Origin of the sequence: Microcoleus sp. D3_18_C4, from assembly GCF_036702355.1 — a bacterium.
In the GTDB taxonomy this organism is placed as follows: Bacteria; Cyanobacteriota; Cyanobacteriia; order Cyanobacteriales; family Microcoleaceae; genus Microcoleus.
The window spans coordinates 77,180-99,248 of sequence record NZ_JAUBTF010000005.1; the positions used below are offsets into that span (position 1 = coordinate 77,180).

General features: G+C 46.3%; 9 protein-coding genes. 2 read left to right on the plus strand and 7 right to left on the minus strand.

Translation table 11 applies throughout. The features are described from left to right. Positions 1–182 precede the first annotated feature (182 nt). On the plus strand, positions 183–956 hold the full coding sequence (locus QUA90_RS03945) for a BMC domain-containing protein (RefSeq protein WP_333202721.1): 774 nt from the start codon (positions 183–185) through the stop codon (positions 954–956). 450 nt (positions 957–1,406) lie between these two features. Then, positions 1,407–2,447, plus strand: a complete 1,041-nt coding sequence (locus tag QUA90_RS03950; RefSeq protein ID WP_333443938.1) for a tetratricopeptide repeat protein — start codon at positions 1,407–1,409, stop codon at positions 2,445–2,447. 287 nt (positions 2,448–2,734) lie between these two features. On the opposite strand, the gene QUA90_RS03955 is transcribed toward QUA90_RS03950, so the two are convergent. The 7 genes from QUA90_RS03955 to panP form a co-directional block, all read right to left on the minus strand. Next, positions 2,735–4,090: an aspartate aminotransferase family protein gene (locus QUA90_RS03955; protein ID WP_333443940.1), complete on the minus strand. Its 1,356-nt coding sequence runs from the start codon at positions 4,088–4,090 to the stop codon at positions 2,735–2,737. 59 nt (positions 4,091–4,149) lie between these two features. Beyond that, positions 4,150–8,490: an amino acid adenylation domain-containing protein gene (locus QUA90_RS03960; RefSeq protein WP_333443942.1), complete on the minus strand. Its 4,341-nt coding sequence runs from the start codon at positions 8,488–8,490 to the stop codon at positions 4,150–4,152. 64 nt (positions 8,491–8,554) lie between these two features. Beyond that, positions 8,555–14,311, minus strand: a complete 5,757-nt coding sequence (locus QUA90_RS03965) for an amino acid adenylation domain-containing protein (protein ID WP_333443944.1) — start codon at positions 14,309–14,311, stop codon at positions 8,555–8,557. Then, positions 14,308–17,547, minus strand: coding sequence for an amino acid adenylation domain-containing protein (locus QUA90_RS03970; RefSeq protein ID WP_333443946.1), 3,240 nt, complete (start codon positions 17,545–17,547; stop codon positions 14,308–14,310). The genes QUA90_RS03965 and QUA90_RS03970 overlap by 4 nt, the downstream gene beginning before the upstream one ends. A 22-nt stretch (positions 17,548–17,569) precedes the next feature. Next, entirely contained in the window at positions 17,570–18,619 is a 1,050-nt protein-coding gene (locus QUA90_RS03975; protein ID WP_333443948.1) for a TauD/TfdA family dioxygenase, read from the minus strand. Between the two features lie 173 nt (positions 18,620–18,792). After that, positions 18,793–20,334 (minus strand): condensation domain-containing protein, encoded by a 1,542-nt coding sequence (locus QUA90_RS03980; RefSeq protein ID WP_333443950.1) that lies wholly within the window; start codon positions 20,332–20,334, stop codon positions 18,793–18,795. Next, positions 20,324–22,012 (minus strand): pyridoxal-dependent aspartate 1-decarboxylase PanP, encoded by a 1,689-nt coding sequence (panP, locus tag QUA90_RS03985; protein ID WP_333443952.1) that lies wholly within the window; start codon positions 22,010–22,012, stop codon positions 20,324–20,326. Before panP ends, QUA90_RS03980 begins: the two co-directional genes overlap by 11 nt. Between the last annotated feature and the right edge of the window lie 57 nt (positions 22,013–22,069).

The following is a 22,069-nucleotide window of genomic DNA, read 5'->3' on the forward strand; positions in this document are numbered from 1 at the left end:
TATGCTGAAGGCAGAAAGATCAAATATAAATAGGTAATCTCATATTATTGGTAGCTCAGCAATTTGTCAGGCCTTGCCGTAGCAATCTGTGTCTTGTAGCTCGTGCAGTCTGTCTTCTCATCTGAGAAACTATAAACTATCAACAAATTTTTATTTTGGGAAGTTTCTAAGGGTAATAGAAGATGGACGGACAAACAGATCGTAACAGTCACGAAGAGCGATCGCAGCGCCAGGAATACTTCAAAGACACTGCTTTGGGTTTGGTATCCACCAAGAGTTTTCCGGCAATTGTGGGGACTGCTGACATGATGCTGAAGTCGGCAGGAGTGATTTTAGTAGGATACGAAAAAATTGGTTCCGGTCACTGTACCGCGATCGTCCGGGGCAGAATTTCGGATGTGCGTTTGGCTGTGGAAGCTGGAGCTCAAACTGCCGAACAGTTCGGGCAGTTTGTTTCTAAGTTGGTGATTGCTAGACCTTTGGCTAATTTGGAAGTGGTTTTGCCGATCGGCTTTCGGCTGACTGAACTTTCGGAAAAAGGCAGTTATTCTCGGCTTAGCAATCAGGCGATCGGTTTGCTCGAAACGCGGGGATTTCCGGCAATGGTCGGTGCTTGCGATGCTATGCTCAAATCCGCAGACGTACACTTAGCAGCTTACGAGAAAATAGGCGCCGGTTTGTGCACGGCAATTATTCGCGGTGCAGTAGCAGATGTAGCAGTAGCCGTAGAGGCCGGAATGTACGAAGCTGAGCGAATTGGCGAGTTGAACGCGGTGATGGTAATTCCGAGGCCTTTGGAAGATTTGGAACAAACTTTACCGCTGGCGAGTTGCTGGATCGAGCAGCGTAAACCTGTGATGATGCCCATGTCGGTTAAGGAAAAGGAACAAGAATTGATTGAACTTCCCGATTTGGAGAAATTGAGAGTTTATGTGGAAGAGGAAATCAATCGGTAATTGGTAATTAGGCAACAAAAGTTTGTAGAGACGTACGGCAGCAAATACTGAGACGAAGTTTGTCAAAAAAATATAGAGTTTACTCGGTAGGACGGCTGGTAACAATTTATACTGAGTAGCGGTCTCAAACTTAATTTGGCGATCGAGCCGATCGCCGCCACATCAAGAGACACAGATCACCAAGTAAAACTAGACTTTTGAGATTAAGTCGATCGGGTAAACAATCGAACTGACTAATAAGTAAATCCAGCAGACGTGCAGAGCCTTTCAACAGGATTTAACTACTGTTAAAATAAACCAAAAATCCTGTTTACGGTAGATTGCCGGGAATCATTGAAGAGTTAATCTAACCGCAGGTGGATGCTCTTTCAACAGATTAACGGCTGTCGAACTCAAAACTGACAGCAAAGGAATCAACCCCCAGAATCAAGCACTCTTGAAAGTTGACCTATGAACCTCAAACAATTTTACAAGCGCGGTTTGCACAGCGCCAAGAAAGGAAACTATGAAGCGGCACTTGAGGACTTCGATCAGATACTGCAACTCAATCCCGCCGATGCCAAAGCCTATAACAATCGCGGCTTGGTTTACTATTACATGAAAGACTACCAAAAAGCGATCGCCGACCTCAGCCAAGCCCTAGATATCAATCCTAATTTGTTCGAGGCTTACTTGAATCGAGGCAATGCTTGGCGTCATCTCGGAGAACACAAAAAAGCCATTGAAGATCTCAACTGCGCTTTAGCAAATAAGCCTAACAGCCACGCTATCTACAACAACCGGGGACTTGTACTTGCTAATTTAGGAAATTACGAAGAAGCAATAGAAGACTACAATCGAGCTCTATCTATCAATTCCAACAATTATAAAACCTATTACAACCGGGGGCGCGCTTACTACCTTTTGGGAGAAAAAGAGGCAGCCACAGAAAACTTTAATGAAACGCTGCGGTTGAATCCTAAATATATCAAAGCTTACATAAATCGAGGTCTCTGTTACCACCAATTAGGAGACAATACGCAGGCGATGGCCGATTACAACATTGCACTCGCCATCGATCCACAAAATGTTTATGCCTATTATAACAGAGGTTGCGTTCGCTATAAATTAAAACAAATGCAGCTTGCAATTGAAGACTTTGACAAAGCAGTAGAACTCGATCCGAACTATGTTAAAGCTTATCTCAACCGGGGTTTAGCACTGTATAAACTTGGAGATGTGACGGCAGCAAATAAGGATTTTTACCACGTAATGTGCATTAATGCGGAAGCTTATGTATACTACCAGGCCCAGCGGTGCACCCCTGATATTAATTCGTACTTTAAGGAAGCGCCACAGGTAGAACTTAATAATGCTGTAGAATACTACAATACAACCTTAAATACGATGTCAACTTCCTTAAGTTCCGCAGCATTAAACGCGGTCTGGAATCAAGAAGATTTGGAGAACAGAGACTCGATTATCTGTGAAGGTGAATTTATTAATGATTGATTTAGTAAGTAGTCAGTAGCCATTATTCATTAGACTTATTGCCTCAATCTTTGAGCGAGGAAACCGCAGATGCAACGCACAGACATTTAAACCCACATTCCGCAACCCCCAACGGGCAGCCTACATGGATTGAGTAGATCAAAGTGAATCCTCCGAGACAATGGTAAGTAGAAATATTCAATAATTTCTGTCCCTAATGCTCACCCAGTTCTCCATTCCTGAAAATTGAGGTTCGGAGGTGAGTTAAATCTGATTCCGTTAAAAATGCGCGAGATCACAAACCAAGTTTATTGTTGAGTCGGGAAAAAGCCTCCTTCGCGCATTTCTTGAATGCTCTCTTTAACCGCCTGAATGATGCGATCAATGTCTTCATTAGTGTGGGCGGTGGAGAGAAAGCAGCTACGACCTTCCGATATGAAAATACGCTTTTCGAGTAAGTGAAAAAGTAGCGGATCTATCTCAACGGATGCAGCAGCGCGAAATTGCGATCCGAAATTTACAAGCCAGACGGAGACTTCATTTTCTTTGAAATAAGCATTCAGGGTTTCAACTAGCTGCGAAGTTCGCTGATTCAACTGCTGCTGAAGGGCTGGGCCTTGACTTTTAAGATAGCGCAGCACGGAACGCGCAGCGGCCAGAGCAAGTGGGTGCTTGCAAAAAGTGCCTGCAAAAATTGTTGTTTCTACCTGGGGGTAGGAATCATCGCCGTAGTTCCACAAACCGCCGTCAATTTTATCCATATAAGCAGCTTTTCCAGCGATAATTCCAATGGGCATACCGCCCCCGACAATTTTACCGTAAGTTGCAATATCTGCCTCAATGCCAAACCACGCCTGCGCGCCACCTTGATGGATTCGGAAACCACTAACCATTTCATCAAAAATCAGCGCAATTTCTGATTCTTTTGTTAATTGCCTGAGTTGCTGGAGAAATTCTTTGGGTTGCAAATCGAGACGGCGGCTTTGCACCGGCTCCACGAGAACCGCCGCTAATTCGTGCTGATGAGCTTTGATAATTTCCAGGGCATGAGGGCTTCCGTAATCCAAAACTAAAACATCTTCAATAAAATTAGCGGGAATTCCTGGCGCTTTTGGAATGGTGCGTAAATCGCCATCTATCTTTTTTACAACTGCGAGAGTTCCGTCAAAATGACCGTGATAAGAACCAGAAAACAAAGCAATTTTATTGCGTTTAGTTGCCGCTCTAGCTAATCGTAGAGCTGCCATCACTGCTTCAGTGCCGGTATTAGAAAAAGCGACGCGCTCCATTCCAGTTAATTCGCAGATTAATTCCGCAACTTCTCCGGCAAGGTCTGCTTGTGCGCCAATTTGCACGCCGCGATCGAGTTGCTCTAATAGGGCTTCTTTAATAAAGGGCGGATTATGACCGAAAAGATTGATGCCAAATCCCATTGTGATATCGATGTATTCGTTGCCATCCACATCCCACATTTTAGAGCCAAGCGAGCGATCGGCTACAATGGGATAAAACATCTCCTTGACGGGAAAGCGAAACCCATCTGAAGCCCGATTGTCAGCGAGAACCGGACGGTATTTTTGCGCGAAATTCTTAGAGGTCTTTGTGCGATCGGTGTAGCGATATATGAGCGCTTTCATGTGTCTTTGCTGCAATTGTTCGTTCATTTTGAATTCTCCAGAGATTGAGCTAAATAAGGGCGCAATGCTTTGCGCCCTTAGAGGTTTTAATTGCGGCTACCTATCAAGCCACAATCCGCGAGATAGGAAAAGTAAGTGCGAAACAAATTCGCATCCGCTTGGGGACAGGTGATGTCAGTGGTAGCAAGTCCATCTAGCGTATTTTGGCAATCGAAATGTAGCGTTCCTGATTGTGGCATTTCCGCTTCAGAAACTTTTTCGGAGAAAAGACCGACTAGCGGGTACAAAGCATGATCGGGAGAATTTCCAGCGCGATTGATTATTTCTGCTTGCCAAGCCTCAGAAGAAACTCGTTTGATTGGATAACCCATTGAGCCAATCCAGCCAAGCAATTCACTCATTTGAAAGGACTGAGTGTTGACTAAATGAAAAGTCTTTCCGAGCAATTCTTTTTGGCTCGAAAGATGAACGATCGCTCGGCTCACATAGTCAACAGGCGCTACATTCATCAGCTTATCGTCATCGGGCGCACATCCAAGTTGCACGCAACCAGCGATTAACCTGTACAGTAAGTCACTCGGATTGCAAGCCCCTGTTTGGCTGTCCCCAGAAATGCGACCGGGCCTGTAAATGCTCACAGGAATGCCACGATCGCGCGCGACCTCTACTAACTTTTCTGCCACCCATTTAGTCTGAGTGTAAGCGCCCTTGAGACTTTCTCCCGGAGTAAGTTCATCCTCTTCTCGCACGACTTTAATCCCAGATTCTCCCCTTGCCGAGAAAACGGAAATTGTAGAAATTAAATGCACTGGTTTTAGCTTACTTTGACTCGCCAATCTCAGAACTTCCTGCGTCCCCAAAACGTTAGCGGGTTTGAGAACAGAGTAGGGATAAGTAAACTTGACAAACGCGCCATTGTGGTAAATGACATCAATTTTACTGGCTAAAACTCGGAACTGCTCCTCGGAAAGTCCCAAAAGTGGTTGAGACAAATCTCCAGCAATTGGGATAATGCGATCGCTGCTGGTTTCATCCCAAATTAAATAGGATTTGAGGCTGCTTTGAATCCGCTTTTTAGCTGATTTTGCATCGGCAGAACGGACTAGGCAATAAATTTCTGCTTGAGTTTGTTGCAAGAGATCGCGGAGTAAAAAGGCTCCCAAAAAGCCCGTCGCCCCTGTTAAGAAAATGCAAGCTGGTTCAGTATTTGGCTCGCTCAATGGAGTTGCAGGGCGAATTGCCGGATCTAAAACAACTTCAGCGTTAATATCGAAACTTGCAGTGCGATCGCCCGCTGTGTTGCCCCCTTGTTGGATTTCGATTTTTTCAGCTAAACCAGCTACAGTAGGAGATTCAAACAAAACGCGCAAAGGCAATTCCACCTGAAAAATTTCTCGCACTTTGGCTAACAACTGAGTAATCAGTAATGAGTGTCCCCCCAAGTCAAAGAAATTGTCGTGAATTCCTACCTGTTTAAGGTTGAGAAGCTGGCTCCAAATTCCGGCAAGAATCTCCTCACCGGCAGTGCGAGGGCCTACAAACGTATCTGTAAAATTGGCTGCTATGGACGGTGCAGGAAGCGCTTGACGGTCTATTTTGCCATTGGGAGTCAGTGGCAGCGCTTTCAGAAGCACAAAAGCAGAAGGTATCATGTATTCGGGCAGCTTTTCTTTGAGGAATGAACGCAGGCTTTCAATCAGTTGTGAGTCCTGAACGCTGAGTTTTGAGTGAGAAACGATATAGGCGACTAAACGCTGATTCCCCGGTTCATTTTCTTGAAGTAAAACGGCTGCCTCGCGTACAGAGGGATGATGAGACAGCGCCGCCTCAATTTCCCCTAATTCAATGCGGAAACCTCGCAGCTTTACTTGGCGATCGACGCGATCGATAAATTCTATATTTCCGTCTGGCAAATAGCGAGCTAAGTCGCCAGTTTTGTAAAGTCGAGTTTCCGGTTCCTGAGTCAATGAATTGCCAATAAATTTTTCTGCAGTGAGTTCTGGTTGGTTTAGATAGCCGCGAGCCAATCCCGCCCCAGCAATATATAATTCACCGGCTACCCCTACAGGAACTGGCTGCAAGTGCGAATCGAGCAAATAAATCTGCGTGTTGGGTAGCGGGCGACCTAAAGGAACTGTCTGGGAAATGCGATCGCCTTGCATTTTTACCTGATAAGTCAGCACGCCTACAGTTGTTTCTGTCGGCCCGTAATGGTTGAAGATCGAACAGTCTGGATTGTATTTCTGAATTGTTTCAATTAAATTCCACATCAAAGGCTCACCGCCGAGAATTAATCGCTTTTTCGGCAAGATTTGCGAGGCGTTAGAAGCGCTCAACAAAGCTTTTAAGTGAGAGGGAACAATTTTCAGACAATCGATAGAATGTTGCTGAAAATAAGCGCCCATTGATTCTGAATCGGTTGCGCGTTCTTGAGAGATGATGTGCAGGCATCCACCCGAACACAAAGCCGGAAAAATAACGGTGTTTCCCAAGTCGGCGGCGAAGGTAGAAACGGTGGCATAATTTGCACCTGATGGCAGGTTTAATTTTTCCTGAATTCCGTGCAGGTAATTGAGCAGTTGTCGGTGTTCAATGGCGACTCCTTTGGGGGTGCCGGTGGAACCGGAGGTATAGATAATGTAAGCTAAATTTTCAGGAGAAGCAGAGACGAAAGTAGTAGGAGAAAAAGAGGGGAGGTCTGTATCTAAGCAGACGATATGTGCCTGAGTTTCCGGCAAATTTTTGATGAGATGCTGTTGCGTTAACAGCACAGGAGTCTGAGCATTTTGCACCAGCAATGCTAGGCGCTCTGTGGGCATGGCTGGGTCGAGCGGTAGGTACGCGCCACCTGCTTTGAGGATGCCTAGAATTCCAGCGATCGCCTCTAAAGAGCGATCGGCGCAAATGCCGACAATCACCTCTGGTTTTATGCCTAATTGCTGCAAGTAATGGGCGATTTTGTTAGCGCGGGCGTTGAGTTCGCTGTAGGTAATTTGCTGATTTTCACAAACAGCAGCTATGCGGTGCGGCCATCGCTCTGCTTGTTCTTCAAATAGCTGGTGAACGCACTTATCGAGCTGGTAATCTGCTTTTGTGCTGTTGAATTCTACTAATAATTGATGTCGGGCGCGATCGCTCAGCATTTCGAGCTTGTCGATTGCGGTTTGTGGGTTGGTGGCTACACTTTGCACCAAGGCGTAAAATTGCTCTGCCAAGCACCGGATACTGTTGTCTGCCAGGAAGATAGGATCGTAGTGAAACTCAGCGGCGAGCGAGTCATTTTGGCGGTGGCAAGAGAGTTTAACTTTGAAGCGATCGCAGCACGCATACTGCTTGTAAATCGAAAAATCTACGCCACTAGCCGAATGCTTTTCGAGGTGTTCCTCAAACTCGAAACCAAATGGAAAGCCCGAAGAGTTGCCTATATCTTCGGGGGAGAAATATTCTTGATACTTGTATGCTTCGCGTTCTTGCTGCTGAATTTGCTGCAAGGTTTCCGCGAAGGAAAAGTTTTCTGTTAGTTGGCCCCGCAGCGGTAAAAATTTGGCAAACAGCCCAAGCGCTGGCTCTAGTTCTTCGTATTTTCGACCGTCGAATGCCACGCCAACAGCGATCTCTGATTGGCCAATCAGCCGCCAGATCAAAATTTTCCAGCAAGCGAGCAAAAATGTAGAAAGTGAGGTGTTGTACTGGCGGGCGATCGCTTCCACTTGAACCAGCAACGCTAACTCTAATTTGACCTCAAAAGCTTGGGGAGTAAATTGAGCTGGCGCGTTAATTAATCTATTTTCCAACGGCAACCTTAAACTCGCTAGCGCTGAATAATTATGCCCAGTCCAGTATTCTTTGCCCTCCGCCGCTTCCTCATCTTCGAGCAATTCATTTTGCCATTCTGAAAATTGAATGTATTGCACAACTTCATCGGTAATTTCTTCGCCGTGAAGGCAGGCGGCATAGCACTGGCTGATTTCTTGAACCAGATTTTTTAGTGTGCGACTATCGGCGCACAGTGCGGGCAAACTAACCAGTAAAATATGCCTCTCAGATGAAAGTGTAATTAAAGACAAGCGCCAAACAGGATTGCGATCGAAGTTGAATAAAGCGCTCTTTTCTTGCTGAAAAATATCTTCTAGTTTTGCTTCTTGCTCCTGGGGAGTCACTTCCCTCAAGTTAACCGAGTTCCACGAAACCGAGCTATGTTCGGAGATAACTTGTATAGGAATTTTTAGCCCGGTTTTTCCCTGAAAGCTTGTGCGGAGAATTTCGTGGCGATCGCTAACTTTTTCTAAAGCTTTCTTTAGGCGATAGGTTTGAAGACTTCCCTCGATCAAAATAGCGGATTGAATGCGATAAGCAGGGCTGTCTTGCTGCAACAGCCACAGATATTTTTGCTGCGGTGAAAGCCGAAATCCATTAATTGTTTGCATTGTTCCTATTTATCAAAGCACTACTTTATTCTCGTTACCTTTGCCGGGAAGAGATGATAGGGAATTAAATTTCTGATTCAGGAATCATTTCGCCCATCGCTACAACAATTTTTCGCGAACCGATAAATGGATTGCGACTGTGAGCGGCAAGCATATTATCTAGCATTAAGATGTCTCCTGCTTGCCAGGGAAAACTAACAGCAGCTTCCCTGTACACTGCCTGAATTTCTTCCATTACCGAGTCTTCAATAGGAGTGCCGTCACCGTAATAAACATTGCGGGGGAGGTTCTCTTCTCTAAAAACAGAGAGCAAGGAAGCGCGGGTTGCCGCATCTAAGCAGGAAATGTGGTGCAAGGGAAGTTGATTGAAAAATACCATTTCTTGGGTTTTTGGGTGCTTGGCAATTGCGGGGCGAATTTTGCGAGTTCTCAAATTATTTCCTGCTTTCCACTCAAATTCCATCCCAGCTTGCCGGCAGTATTCCTCAACCACCGATTTGTCTTCCGTTTTGAAAAAATCTTTCCAGCTTACATCGAGTCCGTCTGTGTAGTTACGGACGTACATAATTTGCTTTTGGGCAAATTTTTCTCTGAGTTTCGGGTCTAGCAACTGGTAAATTTTACGGCAGTCAACAATCGGTGTTTCTCCGCCTTGTTGCGCTGGCTGAACGCAGAAAAACCAGATTTTCATCGGCCAGCGGTGCAGGTGCGAACTCTCGCTGTGAAATAAGATAGCTTTATCTGCTGGGTAAGGAGTTGAACCGTAAACTTTTCCGCTAACTCCTTCGCGTGGCAAATCCCCGTACTCCCCAAATAATTCCGAACAAATTGAGTGAGCAAACTGCTCGAATGCGGAAACCACAGGGCCGATGAACCCTCGAAAAAGAATCCCTCCATGCTGTAGCAATTTTGCGTCTATAAATTCGTGGTTATTTTTCGCCCAGTCTGCGAGATCGACATCGGCTACTGCGGGTTTTGCCACTAAAGGAAAGAGTTCGTCGGGGTGCAGGCACTCGGTTTTTATCAATTCGCCTTGCGGCAAAGCCACTGGCTTCGGCTTGACGCTTTTGAACTTACTAAAATTGCTTTTTTCACGCTTTAATTCTTGCATGGCTTGTTCCTGTTTCTGGGCTTCTGTGAGAATTTCTAAACTGTTCAAACGACTGTCAGGCTGGGCCACAATGCTGGCGAGGAGGGTTTCAAAGCGATTTGACATTTGAGCGATCGTCTCCCTGTCAAATAGGTCGGAATTATACTTCCAACTGCCGACAATTCCTGTCTCTGTTTCCGACACAAATAGCGCTAAATCAAATTTAGCCGTACCGCTATCAATTGCCACCGGCATTAAAGTTAAACCCGCCATTTCTAAAGCCGGCATAGGCGCATTTTGCATGACGAACAAAACTTGAAAGAGCGGTGTCTGACTCAGGGTGCGATCGGGACGCAGTTCTTCTACCAGTTTGTCGAAGGGCAAATCTTGGTGAGTGTAAGCTTTTAATGTCACCTCGCGCACGCGATCGAGCAGTTGGCGGAATGTAGGATTGCCGCGCATATCGGTTCGCAAGACGAGGATATTGACAAAGAAACCAATTAAAGCTTCTGTCTCAACTTGTGTGCGGTTTGCTAGGTCAGTACCGACGACAATATCTTCTTGATTTGTGTAGCGATAAAGCAGCGTTTGAAGTGCTGCCAACAAGGTCATAAATAAGGTGACATTTTGTTGCCGACTGAGTGTGTTTAGGGCTTCTGAAACTTGCCAATCAAGCTGGAATTTTTGAATCTCAGCTCGATCGCTAGAAACAGCAGAACGCGGTTGTTTTGCTGGCAATTGCAGCGGGGGCAAAATTTGACCCAACTGCTGCTTCCAGTCAGCGAGTTTTGCTTCGAGAACTTCGCCTTGCAGCCAGTTTATTTGCCAAACAGCATAGTCTGCGTACTGTACAGAAAGTTCGGGTAGGGGAGAAGGTTTGCCACTGCAGAAAGCTTCATAAAGCGCCGCCACTTCCCGCACGAGTACCCCCATCGACCAGCCATCAGCTACGATGTGGTGTACTGTCACTAACAGCAGGTATTCTGTCTCGTCAAGATGTAACAATGTGACGCGCAGTAACGGCCCTTTTGTTAGGTCAAAAGGCTGTCGCGCTTCTTCAGCGGCGAGTCGCATTGCCTCGGCTTCTCGTTCAGCTTGCGATAACTCTCTTAAGTTTACGATCGGCAATGTGAAATTAAAAGATGAAATAATAACCTGAGCGGGTCGTCCTTCCACCGAATTAAAAGTTGTCCGCAATGCTTCGTGTCGCTTGATAATCTCCTGAAAAGTTTGCTCTAGAACTGCTACATTGAGCGCCCCCTTCAAGCGCACGGCTGCTGGGATATTATAGGCAGGATTTCCCGGCTGCAATTGGTCGAGAAACCACAGTCGTTGTTGTGCAAAAGAAAGGGGCAATTCTCCCTGCCTTGACGCCCGCTTGATGGGGGGTGCTTTCAGTTTTTGCTCGGCGCGATATTGCAAGAGGCTTTCGGTGACAGTTGCGACGGTAGGCGATTCAAAAAGAGAGCGCAAGGGTACTTCAACTTGAAAAGCTTCTCGCAGGCGAGAAATCGCCTGAGTAGCCAGCAATGAATGACCTCCCAATTCAAAGAAGTTATCGTGAATTCCAACTCGCTCTAAACCGAGAACTTCGGCCCAAATTTCTGCTATTAATTGCTCGTCGGGAGTTCGAGGATCGGCAAAATTGCTCTCGAATTCTGCTGTGTTTGTGTCAGGTGCTTTAAGCGATCGCCGATCGATCTTTCCGTTAGGCGTTAAAGGCATTGCTTCCAACAGCACAAACGCTGACGGTATCATGTACTGCGGCAGTTTTTGTTTGAGAAAGACACGCAAGTGATTAATAAATTCTGAATGCGTAGGAGTAGTGTCCCCGTGTCCGGCCCGGAGTTCTGAGTTAGCAACGATATAAGCTACTAAACGCTTGTCGCCCGGATTGTCCTCTCGAACCAGTGCGATCGCTTCTCGCACGGCTGGGTATTGGCTGAGTACCGCTTCAATTTCGCCTAATTCGATGCGAAATCCGCGAATTTTAACTTGGTGGTCGCTGCGCCCCATAAATTCAATGTTTCCATCTGGGAGATAGCGAGCCAAGTCCCCGGTTTTATAGAGGCGTTCTGAAAGAATAAACGATGAAGGATGAAGGATGAATGAAGCATGAATTCCGTCCTCTGCAAAGGGGTTAGGAATAAACTTCTCTGCGGTCAATTCCGGTCGGTTTAGGTAGCCTCTAGATAAGCCGGCACCGCCGATGTGCAGTTCGCCAAAAACGCCAACGGGAACCGGCATTAAATAGCGGTCTAATATGAAAATTTGAGTGTTAGCGATCGGGCGACCGATGGAAACTGATTCATGTTTGCCATCAACCTGATAGAGAGTAGACCAGATAGTGGTTTCTGTAGGGCCGTATAAATTCCACACAGAAGCGCCGCGCAAAAGCAACTGATTGGCGATCTGTCGGGGTAAAGCTTCTCCCCCGCACAGTATTTTTAATTGATTGTTTCCCTGCCATCCTGCTGCTAAAAGCATTTTCCAACTGGCTGGAGTAGCTTGCATGAATGTCGCGCCAGAATTTGTTAATGTTTCTAAAAGCTTTTCCCCGTTAGATGCCACTTCTCGGCTCGCTACAACAACGCGAGAACCTGTTGTAATAGGCAGGAACAGTTCCAGCGCTGCAATGTCAAAAGATAAGGATGTTACTGCTAGCCAAACATCGCCGTCTGCGATCGCGAGTTGTTGGCGCATAGAAGTCAAGAAGTTAACGACAGAGGCGTGGGAAATTTGCACTCCTTTGGGTTTACCTGTTGAGCCTGAAGTATAGATGACATAGGCTAAATTGGAGGAATTTTGTAAACCCACGACTGGCTCGCCGCAGCTCGATATGCTTTCCCAATCTGCATCCAGAAACACGAGGGAGGCACTATTTTTTGGCAGGGTTTCTAATAGCTTTTTCTGAGTGAGTAACACTGAAATTTTCGCGTCTTCCAGCATGAATCCCAGGCGCTCTGGTGGATACGCTGGATCGAGGGGAACATAAGCGCCACCGGCTTTGAGGATGCCGAGAAGCCCTACCATCATTTCTAGGGAACGCTCGACATAAATTCCCACCAAAACTTCTGGGTTGACACCGATTTTTTGCAAGTAACTTGCCAGGTTATTTGCTTTTTTGTTCAGTTCCCGGTAAGTCAGATATTCATTTTGAAAGACGACAGCGATCGCATCCGGCGTCCGCTCTGCTTGCGCTTCAAATAATTCGTGTACGCACTGATTTGTCGGAATTTCCGATTGAGTATTGTTCCACTCAAACAGCAGTTGCTGCTGTTCAGGTTTCGTCAACATTGGCAAACTTGAAAGGCGCTGTTCGGGATTGGCAGCTATACTTTCTAGTAAGGTTATAAAATGTCCGGCTATCCGTCGTGCAGTGCTAGCATCAAACAAATCCTGGCTATACTCAAGCGTTGCATTAATACCCTCTAATCCTTCCTCCAGGTCAAGCGCTAAATCAAATCTCGCCGTGTTCCGTTCTATTTCCAAACTGCTTAACGTCACTCCTGGCAATTTTATCTCCGGCGTCCGAACATTTCGCAGAGAAAACAATACCTGAAATAGCGGATTATGACTTAAATCTCGTTCGTGGTGGATGATTTCTACCAGTTTCTCGAAGGGCAAATCCTGGTGGTTATACGCGCCGAGAGCTACTTCTCGCACGCGGGCTAGTAACTCTTTAAAAGTCGGGTTGCTCGACAGATTGGTGCGGAAAACTAAGGTGTTAGCAAATAAGCCAATTACTTCCTCGATTTCGCGTCGGTTGCGGTTAGCAATGGGGGAGCCGACTAAAATATCTTCTTGCCCGGTGTAGCGATAGAGCAAGGTTTTAAACGCTGCCAGTAGGGTCATAAATAAAGTAGCTTTTTCCCGCTGGCTTAATTGGGCGATTTCCTCTGCGATTGCTTTGGGAATGGTGAATTTATGCACCGCACCTCGGAAGGTTTGTACTGCCGAGCGGGGGCGATCGGTTGGCAAATTTAGTACCGGGAGATTGCCTCCGAGCTGTTTTTTCCAGTAAGCAAGCTGCGTCTCTAAAACTTCTCCCTGCAACCACTGGCGCTGCCAACTTGCAAAGTCTGCGTACTGTACCGACAGTTCGGGAAGGGGAGAAGATTTGCCAGTGCAAAAGGCTTGATAAAACGTGGCGAGTTCCTGGATGAATATTCCCATTGACCAGGCATCGGAAATGATGTGGTGCGTACTCAATAGCAGCACCCAGTTTGAATCGCTCAATTGCAGCAATTTGGCACGCAATAAGGGTGCTTGTGACAGGTCGAAAGCAAGCTTTGCTTCTGCGGCGATTAACCGTTCAACTTCGCGATCGCGTTCAGTTTCAGGAAGCGATCGCAAATCTATTTCTAAAATTTTCAATTCCAGATTGGAAGCGATCGCCTGAACGGGTTGCCCGTTTATTGTCTTAAAAGCCGTTCGCAAAACTTCATGACGCTTGACAAGTTCGTTGAGACTGCGATCGAGGGATCTCGCGTCGAGTGTTCCCGTCAAACGCACGCCGGCGAGGATGTGATAGGTAAAGTTGCCTGGAGTTAGTTGCTCAAAAAACCACAACCGCTGTTGAGCAAACGATAGAGGAAAAGTGTTAGACTCTCGACTTTGAGGCAGAATTTTTTCTAGCGAAACGCTTTCTTTTTTCTGGTTGAGCCGCTGCAACAGCAACTCGCGCTTTTCAGGAGAAAGAGCCGCGATGCGTTCGATTAAATCACTCATTTGCTGACTCCTTGCTGGGCGAGAATTTCCTGAATTTGTGCTTCTGACAGTTGCTCGAGGTCTGCTAACACCTGAGCGAGCATTTCATTGTCTGTTTGTTCGGCTTGCTTTTGCGCGATCGCTAAAGCAAAATCGGCGACAGTGGCCGACTCAAATAAACGGTGCAAAGGCAACTCCACCTGAAATGCTTGGCGCACTCTGGAAATTACTTGAGTTGCTAATAGGGAATGCCCTCCTAATTCAAAAAAGTTGTCGTAAATGCCGACTTTTTCAAGTTTGAGAACTTCAGCCCAGATAGCGGCTAAAACTTCCTCGATATTTGTGCGAGGCGCGACAAAGTTTCCTGTCAACTCCGGTCGCATTTCGTCAGGTGCGGGCAGCGCTCGTCGGTCTACTTTTCCGTTAGAAGTTAAAGGCAAACTTTTGAGGATCGCAAAAGCAGAAGGCACCATGTACTCCGGCAATTTTGACGTTAAGAAATTGCGAATTTCCTTGTGGGTAGGTGCTTGTTTCTGCTCGGAAACCAAATAAGCCACGAGACGCTTTTGTGCCATCTCGTCTTCCCGCGCCACAACTACAGCCTGCGCGATATCTGGATGTTGCCCCAGCACCGCCTCAATTTCTCCCAATTCAATGCGGAAACCGCGAATTTTTACTTGGCCGTCAATTCGCCCGATAAATTCGATGTTTCCGTCTGGCAAATAGCGAGCCAAGTCGCCAGTTTTGTACAGTCGCGTCTTTGCTTGCGTGTCAAATGGATTGCGAATAAATTTTTCTGCGGTTAATTCAGGGCGGTTAAGATATCCGCGTCCCAAATTATCACCGCCGATGTACAGTTCACCAGGTACGCCTATCGGCACCGGCTGCAAGTAAGAATCCAAGATATAAATCTGAGTGTTGGCAATCGGAAGACCGAGTGGAACCGTGTCTAAATCGCACCCAATTTTATCAAATTCTACTTGATAAGTCAGGACACCTACAGTTGTTTCTGTTGGCCCGTAGTGATTGAATACTGAGCAACTGGGAGCAAGATTGCGAAGTGTTTTAATTAAGCTCCAGTTGGCAGATTCACCTCCTAAAACAAGCCGTTTACCAGGCAAAATAGACTTGGGTTGAGAGCAATTTAAAAGGGCGGCTAGGTGAGAGGGAACTATTTTGAGGCAGTCGATGGGATTGCGGCCGAAATATTCACTCAGCGCTTCTGGATCGGTTGCGCGTTCTTGGGATACTATATGCAGGCAACCGCCGAAACAAAGGGCGGGGAAAATCGCTGTGTTTCCTAAGTCGGCGGCGAAGGTTGAAACGGTGGCAAAATTGGCACCTGATGGCAAGTTTAATCTTTCCTGAATAGCGTACAGGTAATTGAGCAGTTGCCGGTGTTCGATCGCGACTCCCTTGGGCGTGCCAGTGGAACCGGAAGTATAGATGACGTAAGCTAAATTGTCAGAAGAGGCGCGAGGCGTGTAAGAGGCAGAAGTAGTGGGAATGTCTGTATCGATGCAAACAATATTTACCTGAGTTTTCGGCAAGCTTTCGATGAGCCGCTGTTGTACGAGCAAAACCTTCACCTGAGCGTCTTCTAGCATTAGCGCTTTGCGCTCTATTGGGGTCGTTGGATCGATCGGTAAATAGGCACCACCGGCTTTGAGTACGCCCAGCATTCCTACGATTGTTTCTAAGGAGCGATCGAGGCAAATGCCAACAACGACTTCTTGTTCAACTCCCAAGTTTTGCAGGTGACGGGCGAGTTGATTGGCGCGATCGTTGAGTTCTCGGTAGGTGATTTGTTGACTTTCAAAGACGACGGCAATGCTGTCTGGGTTGCGATCGGCTTGTTCTTCAAAAAGCTGGTGAACGCATTTATTTTTCGGATAATCTTTTTGAGTTTGGTTAAAGTCAATGAGAAGTTGCAGCCGATCGCGATGGCTCAGTATGTCTAGCTGACTGATAGCGACTTCGGGATTTTTGACTGTGCTTTCTAAAAGCGCCTGAAAGTGTTCTGACAAGCGCTTTATATCTGCCGCACCAAATAAAGCGGAATCATAGTGAAATTCAGCGCTTATGGAATTGCACAGGCGGAGGCAGGAGAGCTTGAGTTTGAATGGTTCTAGACAGGCATCTTGCCGAACAAGGGAAAATGAAACGCCTGAATTACCATAGTCCTTATGCTCTGCTTGGAAGTCAAAGCAGACGGGCCAAAAGCTGCTGCTTTTTTCGTTTTCTAAGATTTCTTCCCAGCTAAAATATTCTTCCCAGTTGTACATCTCGTTGAGATTAAGCTCAACTTGCTGCCTCGCTTGTGAGAAATTTAACTCGTCTTGCACTTGCCACTGTAGGGGTAAGTATTTGCACAGCAGCCCCAGAGAGTTTTCTAATTCTTCATATTTTCTGCCGTCAATCGCTACGCCGATTATCGGGTTTTGCTCTCTGGTAAGCCGCCAAATGAGAATTTGCCAGCAAGTCAGCAGGAAGGCAGAAATATCGCTTTTGTGCTTTAGGGCGATCGCTTCCAGGCTGTTTAACAAATCACCCCGAATTTCCACCCTTTCTACTTGTGGCTGAAATTCCGCTTCTGCATTCTTCTTTTCCCAAGGAAGCGTTAATAAATCCCAAGATTCAATGTTCAGCTTTCGCCAGTATTCTTGGCCGATTGCCGTTTCTTCTGATTCGAGTAACTCATTTTGCCACTCAGCAATATCGGCATATTGCATTGGCTCATCGGCTGGTTCTTCTGGGCACGCACAGGCTGAGTAGGAAAGACTGAGTTCGCGGGTGAAATTTTTCAGGGTGGCACTATCTGCAATTAAGGCAGAGAATTTTGCGAGCAATAGGTGCTTGTCTGGGGCGAGAGTGGCTAAAGAGATGTGCCAAAGTGGGCCGCGCTCAAAATCAAAAGCAAGCAGACTTAGTTGCTGAAAAAGCGCTTCAATTTTAGATTCTTGTTCTTCGGGAGACAAACCGCTCAGATTGTATTCCGAGATAGGAACTTCACCAGTGCAGGCGATCGCTTGCAGGGGTAGTGTCATCCCAGACAAGCAGTGAAAGCTAGTCCGCAGGATTTCGTGCCGATTTACGACATTTTGCAGCGCCTTTTTAAGAATCTTTTTATCAAGGTTTCCTGAAATTAAAATTCCACCTCGAACGCGATACATCTGTTTAGGATTATTTTGCTGTAACCTCCACAGGTGTCGTTGTTGTGGAGAAAGTCTAAACCCTTCGATTGTTTCGTTTTGCATTTCTAAAGTTCCTTTAATAAGCCTAAATATCTTGACAGCTAAACGCTTCTGCCATACCGACAACAACCCGACGCGAACCCGAAAATGGCGTGCGTCCGTGCGCGGCTAGCATATTATCTAACAGCAAGACATCTCCTTCTTCCCAAGGGAAAACAATCGTTTCTTGCTGATAGCAGCGACGAATTTCGTCTAATATAAAATCTTCAATGGGCGAGCCATCGCCGTAATAAGCATTGCGGGGTAAATCTTCCTGTTTAAAAGAAGTTAAAAGCTCTTTGCGAACGACGGGTTCGAGATTGGAAATGTGGAAGAGGTGAGCTTGATTAAACCACACCATTTCCTGCGTTTTTGGGTGCCCAGCGACCGCTTGACATATTTGCCGAGTTCTCAAGCGATCGCCACTTTTCCATTCTAACTCAATTCCCGCTTTTTTGCAATACTCTTCTACCTGAATTTTGCTATCAGTATTGAAGACATTTTGCCAGGGTAAATCTACGCCACCGCCGTAATTTCGCACATACATAACCTTTTTTTGGGCAAACTTTTCTTTAATCTTTGAGTCCAGGCTTTCAAACACTTTGCGGCTGTTAGCGATCGGAGTTTCTCCTCCCTGTTCGGCTTTCTTGACGCAGAAAAAAGCGATTTTCAGCGGCCAATTGCGAGAATAAGCCATTTCATTGTGCAGTGGGATGAATTGCTCGGCAGGATACTCGGTGGAAGTGTAGATATTTCCGCTCACCTGACTGCGCGGAGTTGAGCGAAAAGAATATTCCAACAAGTCGCCAGCAATAGTTTGAATAAACTGCTCGAAACCCTTCACCCCGCCAACTTCAAAGCCTCGAAAAAGTATTCCTCCGTGCTTCCATAACTGCGTTTCAATTGATGAGCGATTGTTCTGTGCCCAACCTGCGAGATTTAATTTTTCTACGGTTGGCTGAACAACTAGAGGTAGAAGGTTTTCGGGCTGGAGGTAGGCGGTTTTGACTAATTCCTCTGAGGACAGGCTGACGGCTTTGCGCCTAACCAATCCTAACTTTTGGGAATTGAGATTCTTTGTTTCTGTATTTGTCATAGTTTTTGGTTTGGTGAAAAATTTATCTCTTTTTCCCGAAAAAACTTGAGAGATTGATATCAAATCCGTTAGCACCGGAACTATTCATCTCTCTGTTCTCTTCCTCTGCGTTCTCTGCGTTCTCTGCGGTTTAATCATTCCAATGCAACCGGAATTGATATGAGCCATCATTTTCAACTTTTCATAACTTTGCGTTTAGCCATTTTTAATTTTTGAATTCCCGAAAGATGAATTTGTTTTTGCTGCTCGATTTGGTGCTGCCTTTCTGCTTCGGCAAGAATTTCTGCCAAGTCGTCGATTCTGATATCTGACTGGATGACTACCTGGTTGAGGAGGATTTGAAAACCTCTCACCATTCGGGCAATAGTCGCAGCCTCAAATAAGTCTGTTTTGTACTCAAATAAGCCTTGAATTCCTTCTGAATCCTCCCAGAGAGTGAGGCTTAAGTCGTGTCTCGACATACCGACATCGAATTCCAAAATGCTCAAGGTCAAACCAGCTAACTCCAGGGGTGGCATGGGTGCATTCTGGAGTACAAACCACACTTGAAACAGCGGGTTATAGCTGAGATTTCGCTCCGGCTGCAATTCCTCCACAAGCTTTTCAAAAGGAACATCGGGGTGAGCGTAAGCTGCTAACGCTACCTCGCGTGTTCGACCGAGTAGTTCGCGGAAAGTTGGATGACCGGCGGTGTCAATTCGTAGCACTAAAGTATTGACAAAAAATCCAATTAGTTCCTCTAATTCAAGGAATGTCCGGTTGGCAATAGGAGAGCCAATAGCGAGGTTATCCTGCTTTATGTGGCAGGATAGCCATGATTGAAATGCTGCCAACAACGTCATAAATAGCGTGACATCTTGTTGCTGCGCGAGCGTTTTCAGCCTTTCAGTTAAAGAAGCAGAAATAACAAAAGATTGCTGCGACCCTCGGAAAGTTTGCACGGGAGAGCGCTGCTTATCTGTTGACAGTACAGCTAAACCGCCTCCCAATTGCTGTTTCCAATAAGCGAGCTGTTTTTCTAATTTCTCTCCGTGGAAATGCTGCCGCTGCCAACTGGCGAAGTCGGCATACTGCACGGGAAGTTCAGGCAGCGGGGAGGGTTTGTCAGTGGAAAAAGCTTCATAAAGTGCGGCTACTTCTCGCACCAATACCCCCATAGACCAACCATCAGAAATAATGTGGTGTATTGTCAGCAGCAACACATATTCTGCCGCACCCAGTTGCAGCAGAGTGGCCCGCAGTAAGGGATCTCGCGTTAAGTCAAAGGGGCGTTGGGCTTCTTCAAGAGTACGCTGCTCTATTTCAGCTTGCTGCTCAGTTTCTGGTAAATGTCGCAAGTTTACCACCGACAAAGCGAAATCCAAGGAAGGAGAAATCAGTTGGACAGGTTCCCCGTCCACTTCTGCAAAAGCAGTGCGTAAAACTTCGTGACGCCGGACAATTTCATTGAGTGTTTGTTGCAGTGCCGACAAATTCAATTGCCCTTGCAAACGCACAGCAGCAGGAAGGTTGTAGGCAGGGTTTTCGGGAGACAATCGATCGAGAAACCACAGCCGTTGCTGGGCAAAAGAAAGGGGAGCCGTATGTTGCTGCGATCGCCTGGGAATGCGCTGAGATTGCTCAGCCTGTACTGCCTGTTTGCCCAATGCTTTGAGGAGGAGCGCTCGCTTCTGGGGCGAGAGGTTTTTTAGTCGTTCTGAACGATTAGTAGACATGATGATTCACCTCCTCGCAGTGGTCGCTGTTTGTGATAGTTAAGGAAAGCTTTGCTGCTATTTTGAGCTGGTCGTTTAAAACAATGTTGATATCTGCTTCAGTGGTAAGGGGGTTGGCAAGGACGACTCGAAAAGCAACAATGGGAATGGTTTTGCCATAACAGGTGTTTTGCAGGGTTGTTCGCGATACGAAGGTGTGACCGGCTTGCCGCTGGGCTTCCTGAAGGCGCTCGTTAAATTGATTAATGAAATGATTGTCTGCTTCGGTTAGTTGTTGTTTGGCTGCTTTTTCCCTGAATGTTTCTGGAATGTAGCGGTATAAAAGAATATTAATTTCTGGTTCTAGCAGCAATTCAAAGGCTGGATTTTCCCGAATTAAATTGGCCAAGTGCTGCGTTTTATGGATGCCTCCATCTATCAAAAATTCATAGCCTTGATGGCCGATGATATTCAAGGCGGCTTGCAAGTACAAACTCGCACCTGGTCGAGATCCTTCGAGAGAGCGCTTGCCTAAATCGATGGAGTCTTTTCGCACCGTGTAGGGTGCGTGTTTTTCAATAACTTTGGCGGTTTGGGGATTGCGGAATAAAACCAGACCAATTCCCATTGGCAAATACATTTGTTTGTGTCCATCTATGGTGACGGAATCTGCTAGTTCAATGCCTGCGAATTTGTGCCGGTGACGTTCGGAAAAAAGCACGGGCCCGCCCCAAGCGGCATCGACGTGAAAGTGAGCGTTTGCTTCTTGGGCGATCGCGGCTATTTCTGGAAGCGGATCGATACTTCCCGAATCGGTGCTGCCTCCAATACCGATAATTGCCAGAATGTGCAGATTGCGATCGCGACATTCGGCCACAGTTTGGCGCAGCGCTGCCAAATCCATGCGGTGATTGCAATCAGTGGGAATTTTTAGGAGATTGCGATCGCCAATGCCTAATAAACCAGCAGCCTTTTCAAAAGAATAGTGCATCAAATTGGAGCCGATTATCACCATTCCCTTGTAGCCGTAAAACTCTAAAGCTGCGTACAAGCCTTCTTTTTCAATGCCACTAAAGTTATTTTTTGGCCCTAAAGAAGCGTTGCGAGCGCACCACAAAGCTGTAATATTAGCTAGGGTGCCGCCCGTTGTCATGATACCGAGCGTGCTGTCACTTTTTTGAATGTGCTGGTTATAAAAATCCTCAGAAAAATCGTAAATTAATCGGTGCATCATTGCCAAAGTCTGGCGCTCGCAGGGGCTTAAAACTTTGGCAGTTTCCATCTTGACCAAATTTTGATTCATCGCGGTTAAAAGCTTCGCGATCGGGCGCACAAAATAGGGAAGTGCGCTTGTCATGTGACCGATATATCGGGGGGAAGATGTGTGAATGGAATGGGCAACGAGGGTTTGGGTCAAATCATCGATATAATTCCCAACATCTGTAGGAAGGGCGGGAATTTTGTTTTCCCTAAACTCCTGAATAATTAACTCTAAGTCAATATCTGTACTAGCGGTTTTTGCGTACAAAAAGTCTTGAACTAGGCCCGAAATTCGCTCCTCCATTGCTTCTTCTGCCAAAAAGGACTTTTCTGAAGCACTGAATAGCTCCATTAACTTTTTTTCAAGTGGGGTAACACAGGCTTTTAAGGGCTGCATTACATCTTGACAATCTTTGGCTTGTACTGTTAGTTTACTCATCCCGAATCAATCCTTTTAGAGGGTTTTTATTATCTCCTATCCCCACCGAAGCCTTAA